This is a genomic window from Cellulosimicrobium sp. SH8 (genome assembly GCF_025818875.1).
In the GTDB taxonomy this organism is placed as follows: Bacteria; Actinomycetota; Actinomycetes; order Actinomycetales; family Cellulomonadaceae; genus Cellulosimicrobium; species Cellulosimicrobium cellulans_D.
The window spans coordinates 26992-48272 of sequence record NZ_JAMXMH010000010.1; the positions used below are offsets into that span (position 1 = coordinate 26992).

The following is a 21281-nucleotide window of genomic DNA, read 5'->3' on the forward strand; positions in this document are numbered from 1 at the left end:
GGACCCGGGTTGTCCGCCCCGGGCCCGCCCTGGCACCATGTCCGCGTGACCTCTCCGCGCGCCACGAGCAGCCCGCTCGTCGTCGCGCGCCCGCAGGTCCTCTCCGCCACCTGTTGTTGAGGGCTCGCGGCGCCCTGCGCAGCCTCGACCTGGTGTCCGCGAGCAGCCTCCCGCCCCTCCCTCTCCGTGAGGGGCGTGACGGCCGCCGGTCTCGTGCCACGGGCTCATCGATGAGTCCCGCGCGACACCCGGGTCTGCACCTCCGGACGCCCGCCGAGCACAGGACGCGAGACCACCATGTACGTTCCCCCGAGCTTTCCCCGCTACCGCCCGACGACGCTCGCCGCGCCGTCGCGCGAGGCCGCCCGCCCGCCCGCGGCGACGACCGCCGTCGGGCACGACGCCCGCCCGCCGCTCACGCTCGAGTGGCTCGTCGCGCGGGACATCGACGCCTACACCGCGCGCCGCCGGGCGGCGGCTACCATGGAGGCACAGGCGTCGACCCGGCCATCACCGGCGAGCCTCCGGAAGAACGGGACCCGCGCCGTCGGGCAGGCCTGACGGCCCTGCGGCCAGGTCCCCACTAGAACCGGACGGGTGGGCCCGTCACAGCCTGCGACGAGCGGTCGGCGACCGCCCGCCGGGCCCGACGGCGTCGGGCGCGGGGGACGAGCGCCGGCAAGCGAGGTGGTACCGCGGCGAGCCCGCCCCTGGGTGGGGGAGTCGTCCTCGCAGGAGAGCACGACCGACCCGTACCACCACGGCGGACCTCCGCCGGCCGCTACCCACCGGAGTCCTCGAGACCATGGCCTACCCGCTGCACCGCGACCTCTCGTCCGATCCCACCTCCGACTCCACGACCGCCGACGCGCACCCCGGCGCGGCGTTCGGCGTCCCGGCCTCCCCGGACCTGCCCGCGATCGAGCGCGAGGTGCTCGCCTACTGGGACGCGGACGACACGTTCCGCGCGTCGGTCGAGCGCAACCCCGCCGGCGAGAACGGCAGCAACGAGTTCGTCTTCTACGACGGGCCGCCGTTCGCCAACGGCCTGCCTCACTACGGGCACCTGCTCACGGGCTACGCGAAGGACGTCGTCCCGCGCTACCAGACCATGCGCGGCAAGCACGTCGAGCGCCGCTTCGGCTGGGACACGCACGGCCTTCCCGCCGAGCTCGAGGCGATGGACCAGCTCGGGATCAAGACCAAGGAGGAGATCCTCGAGCTCGGGATCGAGCGGTTCAACGACGCGTGCCGCGCGTCGGTGCTGAAGTACACGAGCGAGTGGCAGGACTACGTGACCCGCCAGGCGCGCTGGGTCGACTTCGAGCACGACTACAAGACGCTCGACCCGACGTTCATGGAGTCGGTCCTGTGGGCGTTCAAGCAGCTCTACGACAAGGGCCTCGTCTACGAGGGCTTCCGCGTGCTGCCCTACTGCTGGAACGACCAGACGCCGCTGTCCAACCACGAGCTCCGCATGGACGAGGACGTGTACCAGGTCCGCCAGGACCCGGCGGTCACGGTCGGCTTCCGGCTCGAGACGGGCGAGCTGGCCCTCATCTGGACGACGACGCCCTGGACGCTGCCGTCCAACCTCTTCGTCATGGTCGGCCCCGACGTCGAGTACGTCGTCGTGGAGTCGTCCTTCACGGGCGTCACGGAGCGCTACGTGATCGCGGCCGAGCGCCTCGGGGCGTACGCGCGCGAGCTCGCCGACGAGGGCGTCGAGGACGTGACGACGCAGGTCGTCGAGCGGCTCACGGGCGCCGACCTCGTCGGGCGGTCCTACACGCCGCCGTTCTCCTACTTCGCGGGCCACGCCGGCGCGCACCGCGTGGTCGAGGCGGACTTCGTCACGACGACGGACGGTACGGGCCTCGTGCACAACGCCGGCGCATTCGGCGAGGAGGACAAGGTCGTCTCCGACCGCGAGGGCGTCGAGCCCGTGCTGCCGGTCGCGTCCGACGGCAAGTTCGTCTTCCCCGTCGTCGACTACGAGAGCCTGCAGGTCTTCGACGCGAACGCGCTCATCATCGACCACCTCAAGGGCCGCACGCGCCACGACGCCGCGGTCGCCGCGGGCGAGCAGACCCCCGACCTCGCGCTCGGCGCGACGAGCCCCGGGACGGTGCTGCTGCGCCGCGAGTCGTACGCGCACTCCTACCCGCACTGCTGGCGCTGCCGGCAGCCGCTCATCTACATGGGCGTGTCGTCGTGGTTCGTCGCGGTGTCCAAGTTCAAGGACCGCATGGTCGAGCTCAACGAGCAGATCTCCTGGACCCCGGAGCACATCCAGCACGGCCAGTTCGGCAAGTGGCTCGAGAACGCGCGCGACTGGTCGATCACGCGCAACCGGTTCTGGGGCAGCCCCGTGCCGGTGTGGCGCTCGGACGACCCGCAGCACCCGCGCGTCGACGTCTACGGCTCGTTCGCCGAGCTCGAGCGCGACTTCGGCACGCTCCCGCGCAACGAGAAGGGCGAGCCGGACCTGCACCGCCCGTTCGTCGACCGCCTCACGCGGCCGAACCCCGACGACCCGACGGGCCGCTCGACCATGCGCCGCGTCGAGGACGTCATGGACGTCTGGTTCGACTCGGGGTCCATGCCCTACGCGCAGGTGCACTACCCGTTCGAGAACACCGACTGGTTCGAGCACCACAACCCCGGCGACTTCATCGTCGAGTACATCGGCCAGACGCGCGGCTGGTTCTACACGCTGCACGTGCTCGCGACGGCGCTGTTCGACCGCCCGGCGTTCCGCTCGGCCGTCTCGCACGGCATCGTGCTGGGCTCCGACGGCCGCAAGATGAGCAAGTCGCTGCGCAACTACCCGGACGTCAACGAGGTCTTCGACCGCGACGGCTCCGACGCGATGCGCTGGTTCCTCATGAGCTCGCCCATCCTGCGCGGCGGCAACCTCGTCGTCACCGAGGACGGGATCCGCGACGCCGTGCGCCAGGTGCTCCTCCCGCTGTGGAGCACGTACTACTTCTTCACCCTGTACGCGAACTCCTCGAAGGCGCAGGCGCGGGCGGGCGAGCCCGGCGATGCCGCGGGCTACGTCGCGCAGCGCGTCGCGCCCGAGCGCGTGGCCGGGCTCCTGGCGCTCGACCGCTACCTGCTCGCGCGCACGCACGACCTGGTGGTGCGCGTGACCGGGCAGCTCGACGCCTACGACATCGCGGGCGCGTGCGAGACGGTCCGCGAGCACCTCGACGTCCTGACGAACTGGTACGTGCGCACGCAGCGCGACCGCTTCTGGGCCGAGGACGCCGACGCGTTCGACACGCTCTACACGGCGCTCGAGACGCTCACGCGCGTCATGGCCCCGCTCGCACCGCTGCTCGCCGAGGAGGTGTGGCGCGGCCTGACGGGTGGGCGCTCGGTGCACCTCACCGACTGGCCGGCGTCCACCGAGGAGGTCGGCGAGCGGTTCGTCGGCGAGGACGGCTCGTCTGCCGTGGCCGTGCGCCACGTCCCGGACGCGTCCCTCGTCGCCGACCCTGCGCTCGTCGCCGACCCTGCGCTCGTCGCCGCGATGGACGAGGTCCGCGCCGTGGCGTCGGCCGCGCTCGGCCTGCGCAAGGCGAACCAGCTCCGCGTGCGCCAGCCGCTCGCGCGCCTCACGGTCGTCGTCGACGACCCCGAGGCGCTCGCCCCGTACACCGACCTGCTCGCCCGCGAGCTCAATGTCAAGGCGGTCGACCTCGAGTCGACAGACTCCGACGCCGCGGACCGGTTCGGCATCACCCAGCGTCTCGCCGTGAACGCCCGCGCCGCAGGCCCGCGCCTGGGTCGCGGCGTCCAGGCCGTCATCAAGGCCTCGAAGGCCGGGGCGTGGCGCGTGGACGACGCCGGGGACGTCGTCGTGACGACGGACGACGGCGACGTCGCGCTCCTGGCCGCGGAGTACGAGCTGACGACCGTGGTCGCCGACCGCGGCGTGGCCGAGGGAGAGGCGCCGAGCGTCGCCGCCGCGGTGCTCGCGGGCGGCGGGTTCGCCGTCCTCGACCTCGTGCTCGACGACGCGCTGCTCGCCGAGGGTTACGCGCGCGACGTGATCCGCGACGTGCAGGACGCGCGCAAGGCCGCCGGCCTCGACGTGGCCGACCGCATCCGGCTGTCGCTCGACGTGCCGCGCGAGTGGCTCGTCGCGGTCGAGGAGCACCGCGAGCTCGTCGCGCGCGAGACGCTCGCGGTCGAGGTCGTCGTCGAGACGTCGCCGACCGACGTGCGCTCCGTGCGCGTCGAGAAGGCAGACGGCACCGTTCCGGCCGCCGGCCCCGACGAGGAGGCGAACCTGTGAGCGCCGCGCGCAAGGACCCCGGCGCCGCACGCCGGCAGAGCACGAAGGACGCCCGCGCGGCGGCGGAGGACGCCGCCGCGCAGGCGGACCTCGAGCGCGTCTACCAGCACATCGTGTCCCGTGCTCCTGAGCACGACTTCGACCCGACGATCGACCGGGTGCGGCGCCTGTTCGAGCTGCTGGGCGACCCGCAGCACGCGTTCCGGACGATCCACCTCACCGGGACCAACGGCAAGACGAGCACGGCGCGCGTCGCCGAGCGCCTGGTGCGCGAGCACGGCCTGCGCACCGGGATGTTCACGAGCCCGCACCTGACCAGCGTCACCGAGCGCATCGTCGTCGACGGCGAGCCGTTGTCGCCGCGGCGGTTCGTCGAGGTCTGGGACGACGTGTACCCGTACGTCCAGGTCGTCGACGCCGAGCTCGCCGAGGCCGGGCAGTCGCAGCTCAGCTTCTTCGAGGTGCTCACGGGCGTGGCGTTCGCCGCGTTCGCCGACACGCCCGTCGACGTCGCGATCGTCGAGGTCGGCATGGGCGGGGAGTGGGACTCGACCAACGTGGTCGACGCGGAGGTCGCCGTCGTGACGCCCGTCGCGCTCGACCACGAGCGGTGGCTCGGCAGCACGCTCGAGGAGATCGCGACGGTCAAGTCGGGCATCGTCAAGGACGGCGCGACCGTCGTCTCCGCGGCGCAGCGCCCGGAGGTCGAGGAGGTGCTGCGGGCCCGCGCCGAGCGCGTCGGTGCGCGGCTCCTGCGCGAGGGCGTCGACCTCGACGTGGCGGCACGGCAGGTCGCGGTCGGGGGGCAGCTCCTGGACCTGCGCACGCCCGCCGCGCTCTACGCCGAGGTGTTCCTCCCGCTGCACGGCGAGCACCAGGCGCACAACGCGCTCCTCGCGCTCGCCGCGGTGGAGGCATTCCTCGGTGGGCGTGCGCTCGACGGGCAGGTGGTCGAGGCCGCGTTCGCCGACGTCACGTCGCCCGGGCGGCTCGAGGTCGTGCGGTCGAGCCCGACCGTCCTCGTCGACGCCGCCCACAACGCCGCGGGGGCGGAGGCGCTCGCGGGCGCGCTCACCGAGGCGTTCGACCTGCGTCACCTCGTCGGGGTGGTCGCGATCATGGCGGACAAGGACGCCGAGCCGCTGCTCGCGGCGCTCGAGCCGGTGCTGTCAGAGGTCGTCGTGACGCGCAACAGCTCGGAGCGCTCGGCCGACCCGACCGACCTCGCCGAGCTCGCCGTGGACGTGTTCGGCGAGGACCGCGTGCACAGCACCGAGCGGCTCGACGAGGCGCTCCAGATGGCCGTCGACCTCGCGGAGCGAGACGACGCGGTGGGCGTCGGGACGGGCTCGGGCGTGCTCGTCACGGGTTCCGTCGTGACGGTCGCCGACGCCAGGATCCTCCTCGGTCGCGGCTGACTCCTCCGCCGGGCGCGCGGCGCTCCGCCGCAGCGGAGCGCCGCCCTCGGGGACCGCGCGCGGTCCCGTGCGCCCGGGTGTTTGATGGAGGCGACGACGGCGACGGGCACGCCGGGCGGGGGTCGTCAGCGTCCGGAGCACCGGGCGCACGGACCGATGGAGGGATGACCGGTGAAGAAGCTGCTCAATGATCCCCAGGACGCGGTGTCGGAGTCCCTGGAGGGCTTCGGCCAGGCGCACGCGGATCTCGTGGAGGTGCACGTCGCGCCGCCGTACGTCTCGCGAGCCGGTGGCGCGGTCCCCGGGAAGGTCGGCCTGGTCTCGGGCGGCGGGTCGGGGCACGAGCCGCTGCACGCGGGCTTCGTCGGGGCCGGCATGCTCGACGCCGCGGTCCCCGGCGCGGTGTTCACCTCGCCGACGCCGGACCAGATCGTCCCGGCGATCCTCGGTGCCGACTCGGGCGCGGGCGTCCTCGCCATCGTGAAGAACTACACGGGCGACGTGCTGAACTTCGAGACGGCGGTCGAGCTCGTCGAGGCGGAGGGCACGCAGGTGACGAGCATCCTCGTCAACGACGACGTCGCCGTCGAGGACTCGCTCTACACCGCTGGTCGCCGCGGCGTGGCGGGCACGGTCGCGGTCGAGAAGATCGCGGGCGCCGCGGCCGAGCGCGGCGACGACCTGGGGGCGGTGACGGAGATCGCGGGCCGCGTCGTCGCGAACGTGCGCTCGATGGGCGTCGCGCTCACCGCGTGCACGGTCCCGCACGTCGGCAAGCCGAGCTTCGACCTCGGCGACGACGAGGTCGAGATCGGGATCGGGATCCACGGCGAGCCGGGACGGCACCGCATCCCGATGGCGTCGGCGGACGAGATCACGCAGCGGCTCGTGGACCCCGTCGCGGACGACCTGGGCCTGTCCGGGGGCGAGGACGTGTTGCTGTTCGTTAACGGAATGGGCGGTACGCCGCTGTCCGAGCTGTACGTCGTCTATCGTCAGGCGAGGAGGCTGCTCGAGGGGCGCGGCGTACGGGTGACGCGCTCGCTCGTCGGCAACTACGTCACGTCGCTGGAGATGCAGGGTGCGTCGGTCACCGTGCTGCGCCTGGACGACGAGCTCACCGCCCTGTGGGACGCTCCCGTCCACACGGCTGCGCTGCGCTGGTGAGGCGGTGCCCTTTCGTGCAGTCTCCGAGAGCCGGCGGACCGCCGGCTCGACGGCGAGGAGAGGTGGGGCATGACGCTGGACGTGGCCTGGGCGGACCGGTGGACGCGGCTGAGCGCGGAGCGCATCGCGGCGGCACGGGACGAGCTGACCGAGCTGGACCGCCAGATCGGTGACGGCGACCACGGCGAGAACCTCGACCGGGGGTTCCGCGCGGTGGTCGCCAAGCTCGACGGCGCGGCCGCCGGCGACCAGCCGCTGGGCCAGATCGGCGACGTGCTGAAGCTGGTCGCCACGACGCTCATGTCGTCGGTCGGCGGCGCCTCGGGTCCGCTCTACGGGACGGCGTACCTCCGGGCCGCGAAGGTGACCGGGCTCGCTCAGCTCGACGCGCACGGCGTCGTCGCGCTCCTCGAGGGCGCGCTCGAGGGCATCACCGCCCGTGGCAAGGCCCAGCCGGGCGAGAAGACGATGGTGGACGCCTGGCAGCCCGCCGTGGACGCGGCGGAGGGGGCTGCCGACGGTGGCGCGTCGACCGCCGACGTCCTCGCCGCGGCCGCGACGGCGGCGCGCGCGGGCGCCGAGGCGACGATCCCGCTCGTCGCCACCAAGGGCCGCGCGAGCTACCTCGGGGAGCGCAGCGCGGGCCACCAGGACCCGGGGGCCACGTCGACCGCGATCCTGCTCGAGGCCGCGCGCGACGCGGCGACCGCGTGAGCGGCACGGTCGGGGCGCGGGCGCGCGTCGCGCTGGTCCTCGTCTCGCACTCGCAGCGCCTCGCGGAGGGTGCTGTCGAGCTGTCCGCGCAGATGGCTCCCGGCGTGCTGCTGCTCGCCGCCGGGGGGACGGACGACGGCGGGCTCGGCACCAGCTACGACCGCGTGTCCGCGGCGCTCGAGGAGGCGCTCGGCGTCGCGGACGGCGTGGTCGTGCTGGCCGACCTGGGCTCGGCGGTCATGACCGTCGAGTCGGTCCTCGACATGGAGGACGGGTTCGACGGGAGGGTCCGGCTCGCGGACGCCCCGTTCGTCGAGGGGGCCGTCGCGGCGGCGGTGACCGCCCACGGCGGCGGGGACGTCGCAGAGGTGCTCGCGTCCGCCGAGCACGCGGGCGGGACGTTCGCTGTCGGGGTCGGCGCTCCCGAGGGCGAGGGTGCGGGCGCCGGTGCCGCGGCACCCGCGGACGGCGCGGCGCGCGCGGTCGTCGTGCTGCGCAACCCGCTCGGGCTGCACGCACGCCCCGCGGCGGTGCTGGCCCGCCTCGTCGCGGGCTTCGACGCGAGCGTCGCGATCGACGGCGTCAACGGGGCGAGCGTGCTCGAGCTCATGAAGCTCGGCGCGACCGGCGGCCAGGAGCTCACGGTGACGGGGGAGGGTCCCCAGGCCGCCGACGCGGTGGCCGCGGTCGTGGAGGCCGTGGAGGGCGGGTTCGGCGAGGTCTGAGCCGGGTCGTGTGACCGTCGTCACGGGTATTGCAGTTGATGCAATATTGCACCGGATGCAAGAATCGTCCTCGTGCCCACGACTCTCCCTGACGTGCCCGCTCGCCCCTCCCTGGCCGAGCGGGCCGCGGCATGCCTCGCGCCGTCCCCCGGCGGGCTGCGGGAGCGCAAGAAGCGCGCCCGGCGCGAGGGGCTCGTCGAGGCCGCGCAGACGCTCGTGCTGGAGCGCGGCCTCGACGCCGTGACCGTCGAGGACATCTGCGCCGAGGTCGGGGTCTCGCCGCGCACGTTCTTCAACTACTTCCCGTCGAAGGACGACGCCGTGCTCGGCCTCGAAGACCTCGCCGTGCGACCCGAGATCGTGGCGACCTTCATCGAGGGCGGCCCCACGGGCGCGCTGCTCGACGACCTCGAGGTCGTCGTGGCCGACGTGCTCGCGCAGCAGATCGTCACGCCCGAGCGCATGGCCCGCACGCTCGAGCTCGTGCAGCGCGAACCGCACCTCGTCACCCGGCACGTCGCCTGGGTCGAGGGACACCGCGCCGAGCTCGTCGACATGTTCCGCGCACGCCGCGCCGTGCGGCCCTTCGTCCCCGACCCCGAGCTCCTGGCCCTCGTGGTCATGAGCCTGCTGCGCGCGAGCACGCTCGAGTGGCAGCAGCACGACCGCGAGGGCGAGCCGGTGGACCACCTGCCGACCGTCGTCGGGCAGCTCCGGGCCCTGCTCCAGGACTCCCGCGCCCCCGATCCCGCGGCCCGCTAGCCGCGGGCCCCTCCGGCCCGCGAGGGCAGCGACGCCACGGCGTCCTCATCGCTACCCGCTCCTCCCCACCACCCGACGACGGGCCGCGCCCGTCGGCGCGCGCCCGCCCGTCCTGACCGAACCGGATCCTCATGGCCTCCTCCACCGCTGCACCGCCCGTCGACGGCGGCAAGCCGCTCATCGTGCTCACCCCGCGCACCGTGTGGGTGATCTTCGGCGCGCTCATGGCGTCGATGTTCCTGTCCTCGCTCGACCAGTCGATCGTCGGCACCGCGATGCCGACGATCGTCGGCGAGCTCCACGGCGTGGAGCACCAGGGCTGGGTCATCACGGCCTACATCCTGGCGATCGCGATCGTCATGCCCCTCTACGGCAAGTTCGGCGACCTCTGGGGTCGTCGGTGGCCGTTCCTCGTCGCGATCGGGCTCTTCACGATCGCGTCGGCGGGCGCGGGCTTCGCGCAGACGTTCCCCGAGCTCGTCGCCTGGCGCGGCGTGCAGGGCCTCGGCGGCGGCGGCCTCATGATCCTGTCGCAGGCGATCATCGCCGACATCGTGCCCGCCAAGGACCGCGGCAAGTACATGGGGCCCATGGGCGCCCTGTTCGGCATCGCGGCCGTGATCGGCCCGCTCCTCGGCGGCTGGTTCACGGAGGGCCCGGGCTGGCGCTGGGCGTTCTGGATCAACGTCCCGATCGGCGTCGCGGCGTTCGTCGTCGCGTGGGTCGCGCTCAAGCTCCCGTCGCACCGCTCCGGCCGCAAGATCGACGTCGCCGGCATCTTCTTCCTCGTCGTGGCCACGTCCGGCATCGTGCTCGTCACGAGCTGGGAGTCGCTGACCAGCTCGCGCGGCTACGACTGGTCGGACCCGTGGCTCCTGGGCCTCGTGGCCGCCGTGGTCGTCTCGGTCGCCGCGTTCGTCGTGGTGGAGAACCGTGCCGAGGAGCCGCTGCTCCCGCTGCACCTGTTCAAGAACCGGACGTTCACGATCGCGACCCTCATCGGCCTCGTGCTCGGCATGGGCATGTTCTCGGCGCTCGCCTTCCTGCCGACGTTCCTCCAGATGTCCACCGGCGCGGGGGTCACCGAGTCCGGGTTCCTCATGCTGCCGATGATGGTCGGCGTCATGATCACGGCCATCGGGTCGGGTATCGCGATCACGAAGACCGGCCGCTACAAGATCTACCCGGTGCTGGGCCTCGCGATCACCGCGGCCGGCATGATGTGGCTCACGCGCATCACGGGCGACATGTCGATGTGGCTCTTCGGCGCGATGATCTTCGTCATGGGCGCCGGCATGGGCCTCGTCATGCAGACGATCGTCCTCGCGGTGCAGAACTCGGTCGACCCGCACGAGATCGGGACGGCGACGAGCGCGAACAACTTCTTCCGCGAGATCGGCGCGGCCGTCGGCACGGCGCTGTTCAGCACCATCTTCACGTCGCGCCTCGCAGACAACCTCGAGGGCGTCTTCGCGGGGCTGCCCGCCGGCTCCGCGCCCGCCGGGGCCGAGGGGTCGTCGCTCACGCCCGAGATGGTGCAGCAGCTCCCCGAGCCGATCCACACCGGCGTCGTCGACGCGTTCACCGACGCCCTCGCCCCGGCCTTCTGGTACCTCGTCCCGCTCGTGCTCGTCGGGTTCGTCCTCGCGCTCTTCCTGCGCGAGGTCAAGCTCTCCGACGTCGCGGGGATGGTCGCGCGCGGCGAGGCCGTCGCGGACCACGGCGCCCTCGTCGAGGACGCTCCTGCGCAGGACGCGGCTGCGGACGCTCCTGCCGACGCGGCCGTCGTGACCGCGGGTGCCCCCGGAGCGGGCGGTGACCACCCGGAGGACCGGGACCGCGACGCCGCGCCGGTATCCTGACCGGGTGAGCACCTCGCCGTCGCAGCCCGCCGCGCAGCCGTCCCGCTACGGCCGCGCGGCGGGCCCGGTGCGCCCCTCGCCGGGCGACCGCATCAAGCCGAAGAAGCCCGCGAAGGCCCAGTTCGCGTCGACCACGCTGCTGCTCGAGGCGTTCCTCGTGGTGTTCGCCACGCTCGTCGCCTACGGCCTGCGGGACGTGCCGTACTCGCGCGGGCCGCTCGAGCTGCCGAGCGCGACGTCGATCTGGCTCGTGGGGGGCGTCCTCGCCGTCGTGCTCGTCGTCCTGTCCCGCATGGTCGGCACGCCGGGTGGCTACGTCGCCGGGTCGGTCGTCCAGGTGCCGGTCCTGGCGTTCGGCCTCGTCGTGCCGATGATGTTCGTCGTCGGCGGGATCTTCGTCGTGCTGTGGGTCGTCTCGATCCGGCTCGGCGGGCGCATCGACCGCGAGCGCGCGGCGTACGACGCCGAGCACCCCGAGACCGCGCCGAACACCGACTGAGGCGAGGCGTGCCCGCGCCCTCGCGCGGGTGGTCACGGCGTCCCGCACGCCGGCGCGGCCGGTAGGCTCGGCGACCATGACCGACGTCGCACCCGCACTGACCGAGACCATCGAGCGCACCCTCATCCTCGTCAAGCCCGACGGCGTCCGCCGCGGCCTGTCCGGCGAGGTCCTGCGCCGCGTCGAGGCCAAGGGCTACACGCTCGCCGCCGTGCGCCTGCTCGACGCGACACCCGAGCTGCTCGCGGCCCACTACGCCGAGCACGAGGGCAAGCCGTTCTACCAGCCGCTCGTCGACTTCATGCTGTCGGGCAAGGTGCTCGCGGTCGTCGCCGAGGGCCAGGGCGTCATCCCCGGCTTCCGCTCCCTCGCGGGCGCGACGAACCCGACCGAGGCGCTCCCCGGCACCATCCGCGGCGACCTCGGCCGCGACTGGGGGCTCAAGGTCCAGCAGAACCTCGTCCACGGCTCCGACTCGGCCGAGTCCGCCGCGCGCGAGATCGCGCTCTGGTTCCCCGAGCTCGGCTGACGCACCGGCACGCAGCACCGCGCCCCGTCTCGGCCGCACCGGCCGGGGCGGGGCGCCGCGCGTCCGGGCACCTCCGGCGACGGCGCCCGGCCGCGCGGGGCGCAGATCCGCGGGTTCGTCGGGGGCCGCCACTAGGCTCGGGTCCGTGCACCTCAAGACCCTGACGCTGCGCGGCTTCAAGTCGTTCGCGTCCGCGACGACGCTGAGCTTCGAGCCCGGGGTCACGTGCGTCGTCGGGCCGAACGGTTCGGGCAAGTCCAACGTCGTCGACGCGCTCGCGTGGGTCATGGGGGAGCAGGGCGCCAAGACGCTGCGCGGCGGCAAGATGGAGGACGTCATCTTCGCCGGGACGTCCGGGCGGCCGCCGCTCGGGCGCGCCGAGGTCTCCCTGACGATCGACAACACCGACGGCGCGCTCCCGATCGACTACACCGAGGTGACGATCTCCCGCACGCTGTTCCGCAGCGGCGGCTCCGAGTACGCGATCAACGGCTCCGCGTGCCGCCTGCTCGACATCCAGGACCTCCTCTCCGACTCCGGCCTCGGTCGGGAGATGCACGTGATCGTCGGGCAGGGGCAGCTCGACGCGGTCCTGCGCGCGACGCCCGAGGACCGCCGTGGCTTCGTCGAGGAGGCCGCGGGCGTCCTCAAGCACCGCAAGCGCAAGGAGAAGGCGCTCCGCAAGCTCGACGCGATGCAGGCCAACCTCACCCGGCTGGCCGACCTCACGACCGAGATCCGCCGCCAGCTCGGCCCGCTGGGACGCCAGGCCGAGATCGCCCGCAAGGCCGCGACGATCCAGGCGGACCTGCGCGACGCCAAGGCCCGCCTGCTCGCGGACGACCTCGCCCAGCTCACCGCGACCCTCGAGCAGGAGATCGCGGACGAGGCGGCGCTGCGGACGCAGCAGGCGGAGGTCGAGCGGGCGCTCGCCACGGCCCGCGACGGGCTCGGCCGCCTCGAGCGCGAGGCCGCGGAGGCGGCTCCCGCGCTCGGTGCCGCGACCGACGTCTGGTTCCGGCTGTCGTCCCTGCGCGAGCGCCTGCGCGGCACGCAGACGCTCGCGGAGGAGCGCGTCCGCCTGCTCGGTCGCCCGGAGCCCGCCCAGCGCGGCCAGGACCCCGACGAGCTCGAAGCCCAGGCGGAGCGCGTGCGTGCGGCCGAGGCCGAGCTCGAGGCGGAGGTCGCGCGCGCACGGGACGCGCTCGCGGCCGCCGTCGCGGACCGCGAGGACGTCGAGCGGTCGGCGGGCGAGGCCGAGCGCGCGGTCGCGACCCTGCTCCGCGGTGCCGCCGACCGCCGCGAGGGCCTCGCGCGCCTCGCCGGCCAGGTCGCCGCGCAGCGCACCCGGGTCGAGGCCGCGGAGGCGGAGATCGGGCGGCTCCGCGAGTCGCTGGCGGAGGCCGAGCACCGGGGCACCCAGGCACGCACGGACTTCGCGGTGCTGGAGACCCAGGTGGTCGGCGCCGAGGAGGGCGAGGAGGGTCTCGACGCGGAGCACGAGGCCGCCGCCGACGAGGTCGAGCGGACGACGACCGCCGTGCGCGGGCTGGAGGACGCGGCCTCCGCCGCGGACCAGGAGCGCGCCACGTGGAGCGCGCGGATCGAGGCGCTCGAGCTGAGCCTGGACCGCAAGGACGGCGCCGGTGCGCTGCTCGCCGCCGACGGTGTCGGCGTGGTGGGCTCGCTCGCGGCGCTGCTGGGCGTCGAGGCCGGGTACGAGGACGCCGTGGCGGCGGCGCTCGGCCCCGCGGCGGACGCCGTCGCCGTGGAGTCGGTCGACGCCGCTGTCGACGCGCTGCGCTACCTGCGCACCGAGGATGCCGGGCGGGCGGGGCTCGTCGTCGCGGTCGACGCGGCGCACGGGGAGGGGCACGACGCGGTCGCCCTGCCCGACGGCGCGCGCTGGGCCGTCGACGTCGTGACGGCGGGCGGGGGCGTCGGCCACGCCGTGCGCGCCCTGCTCACGGACGTCGCCGTCGTCGAGGACCTCGCGCAGGCGCGCGCCCTGGTCGCCCGCCACCCCCGCGTCGTGGTCGTGACGCGCGGGGGCGACCTCCTGGCGGCGACGCGCGGGTGGGGCGGGTCGGCCTCGGCGCCGAGCGTGCTGCACCTGCAGTCCGCGCTCGACGAGGCGCGTGCCGCCCACGACGACGCGGCGGCCCGCGGGGAGCGCGCGCGGTTCGCCCTCGTGGGCGCGCGCGACGCAGCCCAGGAGGCGCGCGCCCGCTACGACGACACCCTCGACCGGCTCAACCAGTCGGACGCCCAGCTCGCGGCGGTCGCGGAGCAGCTCGGCCACCTGGGTGCGACGGCGCGCTCGGCCGCCGCCGAGGCGGAGCGGGTGCGTGCCTCGCTCGAGCGCGCGTCGCAGGGGCTCGACGCCGCGCGCGAGGCGCTCGCGGGCCTCGTGGAGCGGCTCGACGTCGCGGAGGCGGCGCCGGAGCAGTCCGAGGAGGCCGTCGCCGAGGCGACCGCGGAGCGCGACCGTCTCCTCGCGCTCGCGTCGGCCGCCCGGACCACGGAGACCGAGGCGCGCCTGGCCCTGCGCACGAGCGAGGAGCGCGCGCGTGCCGTGGCGGGCCGGGCGCAGTCGCTCGCGCGCGCCGCGGCGGCGGAGCGCGAGGCGCGCGAGCGGGCCGCCCGGCGCGAGGCCGCCCGGGTGCGCCAGTCCGAGCGCGCGTCGGCCGTGCGCGACGGGGCGGCCCAGGCACTGGGCGCCGTCGACCGGTCCCTCGCCCGTGCGGGTGCCGAGCGTGAGGCCGCCGAGGCGGCGCGCGCCGAGCGCGACGCCGCCGTGACGGGGGCCCGCCGCGAGGTCGACGACCTCGCCGCACGACTGCGCGAGCTGACCGACGTCGCGCACCGGGACGAGGTGGCGCGCGCGCAGCAGCAGCTGCGCATCGAGCAGCTCCAGGCGCGCAGCGTCGACGAGCTCGGCCTCGACCCGGCCGTCCTCGTGGAGGAGCTCGGGCCGCACCGCGACGTCCCGGTCCCGTCCGACGACGACGAGCCGCGCACCGTACCCTACGACCGCGCGACCCAGGAGAAGCGGCTGCGCGCCGCCGAGCGGGATCTGGGCCGGCTGGGCAAGGTGAACCCGCTCGCGCTCGAGGAGTTCGCGGCGCTCGAGGAGCGGCACAAGTTCCTCGCGGACCAGCTCGCCGACCTCAAGAAGTCGCGCGCCGACCTCCTCGAGATCGTCAAGGAGATCGACGAGCGGGTCGAGCGGGTGTTCACGGACGCCTACCGTGACACCGCCGAGCAGTTCGAGCGGGTCTTCGCGCGCATGTTCCCGGGCGGCGAGGGACGGCTCGTGCTGACGGACCCCGACGACATGCTCACGACCGGGATCGAGGTCGAGGCCCGACCGGCGGGCAAGAAGGTCAAGCGGCTCTCGCTGCTGTCCGGCGGCGAGCGCTCCCTCACGGCGGTCGCGCTGCTCGTGGCGATCTTCAAGGCCCGGCCGTCGCCGTTCTACGTCATGGACGAGGTCGAGGCCGCCCTGGACGACGTCAACCTCGGCCGTCTCCTCGAGATCTTCCGCGAGCTCCAGGAGGACTCGCAGCTCATCGTCATCACCCACCAGAAGCGCACGATGGAGATCGCCGACGCGCTCTACGGCGTGACGATGCGCGGCGACGGTGTGACGACCGTCATCAGCCAGCGGATGAACGAGGCCCGCGAGGACGTCCCGGTGTGAGGGGGATCACGCCGGGTCCGCGTGCTCCCAGGACCTGGGGGAACGCTGGAGAATCGTTGGAATTCCGGGCCTTGTGAAGATGTGGTGCCGATCGGGCAGCTCGGCGTGGCTGCGGTCGCGCCCGCTGCGGCGACCCGGATACTGGACCTCATGGTCTGGATGTTCGTGTGGCTGGGGCTCACGCTCGGCGTCGCTGCCGTCGTGTTCCTGTTCGCGAGCGTCGTCGCGCGCTCGGAGGCCCAGAACTCGACCGCGCAGGGTGACCGGTCCGACGAGCAGGGCATGCGCGGGTTCTGGCGCGACTTCCGCTCGGGGCTGCGTCGGCGGCGTCGGCGCGGGAACCTCGACGCGCACCACGTCGGGACCGTGCGTATGCCCCGTCCGGTCGACACGAGCATCGACGACTTCTTCACCGCGACCGAGGTGACGTCGCGCGCGTACGTCGACGCCGAGGAGCTGACCGACGTGCTGCACCGCGCACGCGAGCGCGTGCGGCCGCTGCACACGGGCGAGCGTCCTCCCCAGGCGTGACCCGGGCGTGACCCGGCGTGGCCGGCGCGATGCCGGTGCGACCCGTCGTGCGGCCGCCACGTGACCACCGCGTGGCCCTCGCCCGCGTCTGAGAGACTTCCGGGGTGAACGACCTCCTCCCGCTCTGGATCGCCCTCGGCGTCCTGCTCGTCGTCGGCCTCGTCACCTTCGGGACCGTGTCGGTCCGCCGACGCCGTCGCGACGTCGTCGAGCCTCCTCCCGCCGCACCGACCGCACCCCCCGCGACCCGCGAGCCGGCGACGGGCTCTCCGGGTGCCGCGGTGGCCGAGGCCCCGCCCGCGGCGGAGGAGACCCTCGCGCCCGCGCCGACGGTCGAGCGTCCCGAGCCTGTCGGCGGTCGCCTCGTCCGGCTCCGCGAGCGGCTCGCGCGCTCCGGCTCGCCGCTCGGTGCCCGGCTCCTCTCCGTGCTCTCGCGCGACCACCTCACGGAGGACGACTGGGACGAGCTCGAGGAGACGCTCCTGCTGGCAGACGTGGGCGCCGGGCCGGCCGGCGAGCTCATCGACGCGCTGCGCACGAAGGTCCGCGTCCTCGGCGTCCGGGACGCCGCGAGCGTGCGCGACCTGCTCCGCACCGAGCTCGTCGCGCTCGTGGACCCGTCGCTCGACCGGTCGCTCGCGACGACTCCCCGTGCCGGCGAGGACGGGAGCCCGGTCCCGGCGGTGGTGCTCGTCGTCGGCGTGAACGGCACCGGCAAGACGACGACGGTGGGCAAGCTCGCGCGCGTGCTGGTCGCGGAGGACCGCAGCGTCGTGCTCGGCGCGGCGGACACGTTCCGCGCTGCGGCGGCGGACCAGCTCGAGACCTGGGGCTCGCGCGTGGGCGTCCCGACCGTGCGGTCCGACCGCGACGGCGCCGACCCTGCCGCCGTGGCCTTCGACGCCGTGCGCCGCGGCCGCACCGAGGGCGTGGACGTCGTGCTCGTCGACACGGCCGGGCGGCTCCAGAACAAGCAGGGCCTCATGGACGAGCTGGGCAAGATCCGGCGCGTCATCACCAAGGAGGCGCCGCTGTCGGAGGTGCTCCTCGTGCTCGACGCGACGACGGGCCAGAACGGGCTCAACCAGGCGCGCGTGTTCGGCGAGGTCGCGGGCGTGACGGGCATCGTCCTGACGAAGCTCGACGGGACGGCACGCGGAGGAATCGTCGTCGCGGTGCAGCGCGAGCTGGGCGTCCCCGTGAAGCTCGTCGGGCTGGGGGAGGGCCCCGACGACCTGGCCCCGTTCGACCCGGAGCAGTTCGTGGACGGCCTCCTCGGCGACTGACGGACGCCCCGCGCCGGGTCACGGTCGTGTCACGGTGCGATCACGAGCGTGTCGCGATCCGGACGCCGCGCGACACCTCCACCCGGGTGAAACGGAACGTTTACGTCCGAGGAACGCTTGTCACACCCGCGTAACACGGCGACACCGCGGGGGAAACCCGCTCCCACCACCGTAGTCCCCGACCGGCCGCCCGGCTGGCGAGGGGAGATGATCCGATGGAGTGGGACACCGGGGCAACCGCGTGGATGCTGACCTCAGCATCCCTCGTGCTCCTGATGACGCCCGGACTGGCGTTCTTCTACGGCGGCATGGTCCGCGCCAAGTCCGTGCTGAACATGATGATGATGTCGTTCGGCGCGATGGCCGTCGTGGGCGTCGTCTACGTGCTGTGGGGCTGGTCGATGTCCTACGGCGAGGCCGGGACGGGTGGCCTCGTCGCCAGCCCGTTCGCGCAGTTCGGCCTCTCGGGGGCGATCACGGACGCCGACGGCAGCGCCGTGGCGAGCACGCTCGGCAACTACCCGAACGTGGTGGACATCGCGTTCCAGGTGACGTTCGCGATCATCACGGTCGCGCTCATCTCGGGTGCGCTGGCCGACCGCGTGAAGTTCGGCACCTGGCTCACCTTCACGGCGATCTGGGTCACCGTGACGTACTTCCCGCTCGCCCACATGGTCTGGGGCGGCGGCTTCCTCTCGAGCAACGAGAACGGCCTCGCGGCACGCATCTTCGGGGTGACCGACGGCGCCGCCACGGTCGCGCCGATCGACTTCGCGGGCGGCACCGTCGTCCACATCAACGCCGGTGTCGCGGCCCTCGTGCTCGCGATCCTCATCGGCAAGCGCAAGGGCTTCGGCAAGGAGCCGATGCGCCCGCACAACCTGCCGTTCGTCATGCTCGGCGCGGCCCTCCTCTGGTTCGGCTGGTTCGGCTTCAACGCGGGCTCGGCCTTCGGGGCGAACGAGACCGCGGGCCTCGCCTGGGTCAACACGACGAGCGCCACCGCGGCGGGCATCATCGGGTGGCTCCTCACGGAGAAGATCCGCGACGGCCACGCGACGTCGCTCGGTGCCGCGTCCGGCGTCGTGGCGGGTCTCGTCGCGATCACCCCGGCCGCGGGCGCCCTCAACCCGGTGACGTCGATCGTCCTGGGCCTCGTCGCCGGCGCGCTCTCCGCGCTCGCGGTCGGCCTCAAGTACCGCTTCGGCTACGACGACTCGCTCGACGTCGTCGGCGTCCACCTGGTCTCCGGCCTCTGGGGTACCGTCGCGATCGGCTTCCTCGCCACCGACACGGGCCTGTTCTTCGGCGGCGGCGCGCAGCAGCTCGTCGTGCAGATCCTCATCGCCCTCGTCGCCATCGTGTTCTCGGCGGCCACCACGCTCGTCATCGGTCTGATCCTCAAGGCCACGATGGGCTGGCGGGTCAGCGAGGACGCCGAGGTCGGCGGCATCGACCTCGCGGTCCACGGCGAGACGGCGTACGAGTCCATCCAGCAGGGCAGCGTCATCAAGGAGGTGCGGGCATGAAGCTCGTCACGGGAATCATCCAGCCGCACCGGCTCGACGACGTGAAGTCGGCGCTCGAGGCCGCGGGCGTGCGGGGCATGACGGTCAGCGAGGCCAGCGGCTACGGGCGCCAGAAGGGCCACACCGAGGTCTACCGCGGTGCGGAGTACACGGTCGACCTGGTGCCGAAGGTCCGCGTCGAGGTCCTCGTCGACGACGCCGACGCGACCGTGGTCACCGAGGTGATCGTCAAGGCGGCGCAGACCGGCAAGATCGGCGACGGCAAGGTCTGGACGGTCCCGGTGGACGACGTCGCCCGTGTGCGCACGGGCGAGCACGGCCCCGGCGCCCTGTGAGGCGACGGACCATCGGATGACCGACCACGCCGACACCCCGACCACGGGCGGGGTCGCGGGGGGATCGGCGGGGCGCCTCGAGCAGCAGCCGGGCGAGCAGAGCGCGGAGGTCCCGCACCCCGAGGGGGTGCGGGACCTCCGCGCGCGGATGCTCGACGTCGCGCGGTCCAGGAGCGGGCCCGGCCGCAGCGGCGTCGCGCGCCGGGCCGCCGTCGTCGACCTCGTGACGTCGTCGCTGCAGGGCCTGTGGCGTGAGGCGACCGACGGGGTCGCGCCCGACGGCATCGCGCTCGCCGCCGTGGGCAGCCTCGGCCGGGGCGACATGGGGCCCGCGAGCGACCTCGACCTCGTCCTCGTCCACGACGGCCGCAGCCACGGGGCCGACGACGTCGCGCGCGTCGCCGAGCGCCTGTGGTACCCGCTCTGGGACGCCGGGGTCGACCTCGACCACTCGGTGCGCTCGCTCTCCCAGTGCCGCCAGGTGGCCTCCAAGGACGTCCCCGCGGCCGTGGGCTGGCTCGACGTGCGCGCGGTGGCCGGCGACGCGGTCGTCGTGCACCGGGCGTCGTCCGCGGTCCTCACCGACTGGCGGTCCGCGTCGCGCCGCCGCCTGCCGGACCTGCTCTCCTCGACGCGCGAGCGCGCGGAGCGGTCCGGGGAGCTGGCGTACCTCATAGAGCCCGATCTCAAGGAGTCGCGCGGCGGCATCCGGGACGCCGTCGTGCTCTCGGCGCTCGCGGCGACGTGGCTCACGGACCGTCCGCACGGGTCGGTCGACCGGGCGTACGCGCACCTGCTGGACGTGCGCGACACCCTGCAGGTCGTCACCGGACGGCACACGAGCCGGCTCCTGCTCGCCGACCTCGACGAGGTCGCCGCGCTGTCCGGGTTCGACGACCCGGACGAGCTGCTCGCGAGCCTCGCCGCGGCCGGCCGCGAGGTCTCCTACGCGCTCGACACGACGGTCCGCCGCGCCCGCCAGGCGCTCCAGCGGCCGTCGATCGCCCGCCGTCCGGTCCTCGTCCGGGGTCGCCGGGCGGCACCGCGCCTGCGGTCTGTCGGCGACGGGCTCGTCGAGCACGACGGCGAGCTCGTGCTCGCGGTGGACGCCCACCCCGCGTCCGACCCGCTCCTGTCGCTGCGCGCCGCCGCCACCGCCGCCCGGACGGGCCTCACGCTCTCCCCGGTCTCGGTCGCGAGCCTCGCCCAGTGCCCGCCGCTGCCCGAGCCGTGGCCGCGGGCTGCGCGCGCGGCGTTCCTCTCGCTGCTGGGCTCGGGCCAGGCCCAGGTCGCCGTGTGGGAAGCGCTCGACCTCGCCGGCGTGGTGACCACGTGGATCCCCGAGTGGGCGGGCGTGCGGAACCGTCCGCAGCGCGCCGCCGTGCACCGGCACACCGTCGACCGGCACCTCGTGGAGGTCGTGGCGCGCGCGGCCCGGGACCGCAAGGACGTCGAGCGACCGGAGCTGCTCCTGCTGTCCGCGGTGCTGCACGACATCGGCAAGCGCGCGGGCGCCGTCGACCACTCGGTCGAGGGCGCGCGGCTGGTCCCTGCGATCCTCGGCCGCATGGGCTTCGAGCCCGACGTCGTGGCCGACGTGGAGCGCCTCGTGCGGCACCACCTCACGCTGTCCCGGCTCGCCGTGAGTGCGGACCCGGACGACCCGGCGACGGTCGCCGAGCTCGCGGACGCCGTCGACCACCGGGCGGACCTGCTCCGGGTGCTGCGCGCGCTCACCGAGGCGGACGCGTCGTCCCTCGGGCCGAGCGCGTGGACCGCGTGGCGGGCGCGGCTCGTCGACGACCTCGTGGGGGAGACGCTGCGCGCGCTGGGCGCTGTGCGGAAGGACGTGCCGAGAGACCCGGACGCCGCCGGGTAGGCTGGTCCCTCGCGGACGGCCTGTCCTCTTCCAGCC

16 protein-coding genes are annotated in these 21281 nt (G+C 74.1%); all 16 read left to right on the top strand.

Translation table 11 applies throughout. The features are described from left to right. The first annotated feature begins 297 nt into the window (after positions 1 to 297). The 16 genes from NF338_RS14385 to NF338_RS14460 all read left to right on the top strand — a co-directional run bounded on the left by NF338_RS14385 (position 298) and on the right by NF338_RS14460 (position 21245). The gene (locus NF338_RS14385; protein ID WP_264031426.1) at positions 298 to 561 is read left to right on the top strand and encodes a hypothetical protein; all 264 of its coding nucleotides are present in this window, start codon (positions 298 to 300) and stop codon (positions 559 to 561) included. A 244-nt stretch (positions 562 to 805) separates the two neighbouring features. Further along, entirely contained in the window at positions 806 to 4306 is a 3501-nt protein-coding gene (ileS, locus tag NF338_RS14390; protein WP_264031427.1) for an isoleucine--tRNA ligase, read from the top strand. Continuing rightward, entirely contained in the window at positions 4303 to 5724 is a 1422-nt protein-coding gene (locus NF338_RS14395; protein WP_264031428.1) for a bifunctional folylpolyglutamate synthase/dihydrofolate synthase, read from the top strand. The genes ileS and NF338_RS14395 overlap by 4 nt, the downstream gene beginning before the upstream one ends. Positions 5725 to 5895: 171 nt before the next feature. Continuing rightward, positions 5896 to 6891, top strand: a complete 996-nt coding sequence (dhaK, locus tag NF338_RS14400) for a dihydroxyacetone kinase subunit DhaK (protein WP_264031430.1) — start codon at positions 5896 to 5898, stop codon at positions 6889 to 6891. Positions 6892 to 6960: 69 nt separating this feature from the next. Beyond that, complete coding sequence (gene dhaL / locus NF338_RS14405) at positions 6961 to 7605, top strand: dihydroxyacetone kinase subunit DhaL (RefSeq protein WP_264031431.1); 645 nt, start codon at positions 6961 to 6963, stop codon at positions 7603 to 7605. Beyond that, complete coding sequence (dhaM, locus tag NF338_RS14410) at positions 7602 to 8330, top strand: dihydroxyacetone kinase phosphoryl donor subunit DhaM (protein ID WP_264031432.1); 729 nt, start codon at positions 7602 to 7604, stop codon at positions 8328 to 8330. Before dhaL ends, dhaM begins: the two co-directional genes overlap by 4 nt. Positions 8331 to 8402: 72 nt before the next feature. Then, entirely contained in the window at positions 8403 to 9092 is a 690-nt protein-coding gene (locus NF338_RS14415) for a TetR/AcrR family transcriptional regulator (protein WP_264031433.1), read from the top strand. 131 nt (positions 9093 to 9223) lie between these two features. Beyond that, positions 9224 to 10954, top strand: coding sequence for an MDR family MFS transporter (locus tag NF338_RS14420; RefSeq protein ID WP_264031434.1), 1731 nt, complete (start codon positions 9224 to 9226; stop codon positions 10952 to 10954). A gap of 4 nt (positions 10955 to 10958) precedes the next feature. Further along, on the top strand, positions 10959 to 11453 hold the full coding sequence (locus tag NF338_RS14425) for a DUF4233 domain-containing protein (protein ID WP_318783092.1): 495 nt from the start codon (positions 10959 to 10961) through the stop codon (positions 11451 to 11453). Positions 11454 to 11529: 76 nt separating this feature from the next. Beyond that, positions 11530 to 11982, top strand: coding sequence for a nucleoside-diphosphate kinase (gene ndk / locus NF338_RS14430; protein WP_264031435.1), 453 nt, complete (start codon positions 11530 to 11532; stop codon positions 11980 to 11982). 145 nt (positions 11983 to 12127) lie between these two features. Continuing rightward, on the top strand, positions 12128 to 15685 hold the full coding sequence (smc, locus tag NF338_RS14435) for a chromosome segregation protein SMC (protein ID WP_264031436.1): 3558 nt from the start codon (positions 12128 to 12130) through the stop codon (positions 15683 to 15685). A gap of 84 nt (positions 15686 to 15769) precedes the next feature. After that, entirely contained in the window at positions 15770 to 16216 is a 447-nt protein-coding gene (locus NF338_RS14440) for a hypothetical protein (protein ID WP_264031437.1), read from the top strand. A 104-nt stretch (positions 16217 to 16320) separates the two neighbouring features. Continuing rightward, positions 16321 to 17502, top strand: coding sequence for a signal recognition particle-docking protein FtsY (ftsY, locus tag NF338_RS14445; protein WP_264031438.1), 1182 nt, complete (start codon positions 16321 to 16323; stop codon positions 17500 to 17502). A gap of 215 nt (positions 17503 to 17717) precedes the next feature. Beyond that, positions 17718 to 19031, top strand: coding sequence for an ammonium transporter (locus NF338_RS14450; RefSeq protein ID WP_087471723.1), 1314 nt, complete (start codon positions 17718 to 17720; stop codon positions 19029 to 19031). Beyond that, on the top strand, positions 19028 to 19366 hold the full coding sequence (locus tag NF338_RS14455) for a P-II family nitrogen regulator (protein WP_087471724.1): 339 nt from the start codon (positions 19028 to 19030) through the stop codon (positions 19364 to 19366). Before NF338_RS14450 ends, NF338_RS14455 begins: the two co-directional genes overlap by 4 nt. 16 nt (positions 19367 to 19382) lie before the next feature. Continuing rightward, positions 19383 to 21245: a [protein-PII] uridylyltransferase gene (locus tag NF338_RS14460; protein WP_264031439.1), complete on the top strand. Its 1863-nt coding sequence runs from the start codon at positions 19383 to 19385 to the stop codon at positions 21243 to 21245. The last annotated feature ends 36 nt before the right edge of the window (positions 21246 to 21281 follow it).